Consider the following 3943-nt stretch of genomic DNA (forward strand, 5'->3'; position numbering starts at 1 on the left):
GCTTAGCGTTTGCTCGTACTCGTTCAGCAGCAACTGTTGGTAAATTATTTACCGTTCTTGGCCCTCGTTACAAAGAGCGTAACGGCGGTTATCTACGTGTTCTTAAAGCGGGCTTCCGTGCAGGTGATGCTGCGCCGATGGCTTACGTTGAGCTAGTAGATCGCGAAGTTAACTAATTTCGTGAAGAGCAGCGTACGTTGTTCAAAAAGGTCGGTTTTTAACCGGCCTTTTTTAATGCTTGTAAGAAATGATTGTCTGACAATCTTGATTATTGTCCCTTAAAGATAAAAAAAATGTGTGATTTGCATAAACCTGACATTGCCCATTGTCAAAAATATGTTTTAATAAATCTAAATCAAAGGTAGGTTAAAAGAACAATATGGAAAAGCAGGTTGATATTTTAATTGTTGGTGCAGGGATTTCGGGTGTGGGTTTAGCAGCACATTTATCGAAACAATGTCCAAATCGTTCATTTGAAATTATTGAGCGCCGTGAAAGTTTTGGCGGCACTTGGGATTTATTTCAGTATCCGGGGATTCGTTCTGATTCGGATATGTCGACTTTTGGTTTTAATTTTAAACCGTGGAAAAAAGCTAGTGTATTGGCAGATGGCCCATCCATTAAAGGCTATTTATCAGAAGTTATTGATGAGTTTAATCTGAAACAAAAAATTCATTTTCAACACCGTGTGCTTAGTGCCAATTATGATTCATCGACAGGTAAATGGTCGGTGGTAATTGAAGATGCGAAAAAGAAACAACACATTTGGGTCGCAAATTTTGTTTTTGGTTGCACGGGTTATTATAACTATGATCAAGGTTTCCAGCCCGATTTTGCAGGACAAGAATGCTTTAAAGGCACATTTATTCACCCTCAGCATTGGCCTGAAAATTTTAACTATACCGGTAAGAAAGTGGTCATTATTGGCAGTGGTGCAACCGCGATCACGTTAGTTCCTGCGATGGCGAAGGGCGGAGCAGAGCATGTGACTATGTTGCAACGCTCACCGACTTATATTGCATCGATTCCGTCTGTGGATCTGATTTATGACAAGATGCGTAAGGTGCTGCCTGAAGATCTTGCCTATAAACTTACACGTGCGCGTAATATTGGTGTGCAACGTGCCGTGTATGCTGTCGCGCAAAAACAACCTAAATTACTGCGTAAATTTTTACTCAAATCCATTGAGTTGCAGTTAAAAGGTAAAGTAGATATGAAACACTTTACCCCAGATTATAACCCTTGGGATCAACGTCTTTGCGTTGTGCCAGATGGCGATTTATTTAAGATTTTACGTGAAGGTCGTGCATCGGTTGAAACGGATCAAATTGATCACATCACTGAAACGGGTGTGCAACTCAAATCAGGTAAACATTTGGATGCTGATATTATTGTTTCTGCGACAGGCCTAAATATTCAAATTCTTGGCGGAATTCAGGCGACGATTGATGGTCGGCCTTTAGATACCTCAAAACACATGCTGTACCGCGGTATTATGGTGAGTGATGTACCGAATATGGCAATGATTATTGGTTATATCAATGCTTCATGGACTTTAAAAGTTGATATTGCTTCTGAATATATTTGTAAATTATTGAACTATATGGATAGCCAAGGTTTTAACCAAGTAATTCCTCAGGGGGATGCAACTGAATTGCTCGAGGATACGGTGATGGGTAGTTTAACTTCGGGTTATATTGCGCGTGCAGCAGATGTCATGCCGAAACAAGGTAAGCATGCGCCTTGGAAAGTCAGCAATAATTATTTGGCGGATCGTAAAGAATTGAAACATGCGTCATTTGAAGATGGTGTGCTGAAATTTGCAAAAAAATCTGATCAGCAGACAAATAAACCACGACTTGTGTCCTAAGTTTTTCATTGAAGTTAGATCGGGAGTATGATTACTCCCTTTTTTATGACCTTTGCGTCTAATGTATAGTACTTTATTTCATCGCTAAACTATTGGATGATGCTTCTTCGTGACCATTTAGCGTAAAGGAATACCGTGGATAATATTCAGGAAACGAGCACATTTATTGCAGCTAAAAATCAGAAAATTTATGTCAAAATATGGTGTCCAACTCATAAAGAGAGTGACCTAGCACCGATTGTTTTAATGCATGATTCACTGGGGAGTGTGGATTTATGGCGTGATTTTCCACGTCAATTGGCGGCAGCAACTGGGCGAACAGTCTATGCGTATGACCGTTTGGGTTTTGGACAATCCAGTCCACATCCAGATCTTTTAAACGTCGATTTTGTCATCACAGAAGCTGAGCAAGTCTTTAAAACGGTACTCGACCATTTTCATATTGATCAATTTTTGATTATGGGGCATAGCGTTGGTGGTGGCATGTCTGTGGTAATTGCGGCTACTTATCCGGAACGTTGCGTTGGTCTCATCACGATTGCAGCACAATTTGAAGTTGAAGAACTGACTTTAGCGGGGATACGTGAAGCCAAATTGGGCTTTGAGCAGGCGGGACAAATTGATCGTTTAGCCCGTTATCATGGTGATAAAGCACAGTGGGTATTAAATGCATGGACAGAAACGTGGTTATCACCGGCTTTTCGTGATTGGAATTTGGCTGCTATTGTGAGTGAGGTCGATTGTCCAACTTTGGTGATTCATGGGGAGTTGGATGAGTATGGAACCACAGCACAGCCACAGCAAATTTTTGCAGGGATTGGCGGACAGGCAGAACTACAGATATTAGAAGGCTTGCATCATATGCCGCATAAAGAGCAGCCTGAATTGGTTATTGCTTTAATTGCAGCGTTTGTACAAGACTTGGAATAAGATCAAATCGAGCGTAAAACCGTGTCTTTAAAGGCATGGATATAAGTGACTGGCGTAAGCCATACGACATGGAATGTCGTATTAAATATCTTTGTTGCTCATTACTTAAAATATTATTGTTAAAATAAGCACATGAAAACACTTAAACTTCGCATAAAAGACCAACATGCAAAGGTGCTGATTCAATTAGCATCTGAGGTGAATTTTGTTTGGAATTATGTGAATGATTTAAGCTTTAAACACCTAAAAAGAACAGGTGGATTTCTATCTGCATTTGATATTGCTCAATACACCAAAGGCGCATCAAAACTGCTTAATTTGCACAGCCAAACCATTCAGGCTGTCACCGAAGAATTAGTCACACGCAGAAAGCAGTTCAAAAAAGCCAAACTTAAATGGCGTGTGAGTAACAAGAAATCTGCAAGAAGATCACTTGGATGGATACCGTTTAAGAAAGTAGCGATCAAATACGCTGATGGATATGTTCAATATGGTAAACATCAATTCAAAATTTGGGATAGCTACGGCTTAAGCAAATACAGCGTTAGAACAGGCTCATTTGTTGAGGATAGCCGTGGGCGTTGGTATGTGTGCCTTGTGGTAAATACAGCAAAGCAAGATAAACCGACTTCAACTAAAGCCATAGGTATTGATCTAGGGTTAAAAGATCTTGCTACGTGTTCAGATGGTACAGTGATTTCAAATCCTAAATTCTATCGAAAATATGAACAGAAACTAGCTATTGCTCAACGAGCAAACAACAAGAAGCATGTACGTGCATTACACGCTAAGATTGCAAATTGTCGTAAAGATCATTTGCATAAGGCAAGTACCCTGCTTGTTAAGGAAAATGCATTGATTGTTGTTGGTGATCTCAGTGCCAAGAGACTCGTAAAAACTAAAATGGCGAAATCTGTTTTAGACACAGGATTTTCGGCACTAAAAACAATGCTCAAGTATAAATGCGAGAACGCAGGCGTATTGTTTGAAGAAGTCAATGAGAGTTTCACCTCCCAAATCTGTTCGTGTTGCGGTGAGATCACCGCAAGTAGTCCGAAAGGTAGGATATAGCTAAATCCTAAAAACTATAGAACAATAGAGATATGGGATATTCAAAAGATTTTAAAGACAAAGTCATAGAAA

3 protein-coding genes and 1 pseudogene are annotated in these 3943 nt (G+C 39.9%); all 4 read left to right on the forward strand.

All coding sequences use genetic code 11. The features are described 5' to 3' along the window. Positions 1 to 176, forward strand: a 176-nt coding sequence (locus ACN6OV_RS11575) for a bL17 family ribosomal protein (protein WP_427953105.1), incomplete at its 5' end; no start/stop codon positions are given. Positions 177 to 379: 203 nt separating this feature from the next. Beyond that, the gene (locus tag ACN6OV_RS11580) at positions 380 to 1870 is read left to right on the forward strand and encodes a flavin-containing monooxygenase (protein ID WP_427953101.1); all 1491 of its coding nucleotides are present in this window, start codon (positions 380 to 382) and stop codon (positions 1868 to 1870) included. Positions 1871 to 2005: 135 nt separating this feature from the next. Beyond that, positions 2006 to 2800 (forward strand): alpha/beta fold hydrolase, encoded by a 795-nt coding sequence (locus tag ACN6OV_RS11585; RefSeq protein ID WP_427953103.1) that lies wholly within the window; start codon positions 2006 to 2008, stop codon positions 2798 to 2800. A gap of 132 nt (positions 2801 to 2932) precedes the next feature. Further along, positions 2933 to 3865, forward strand: a pseudogene (locus ACN6OV_RS11590) (RNA-guided endonuclease InsQ/TnpB family protein); the annotation flags it as partial. Positions 3866 to 3943: the final 78 nt, after the last annotated feature.

This window comes from Acinetobacter sp., from assembly GCF_050285345.1.
Taxonomy (GTDB): domain Bacteria; phylum Pseudomonadota; class Gammaproteobacteria; order Pseudomonadales; family Moraxellaceae; genus Acinetobacter.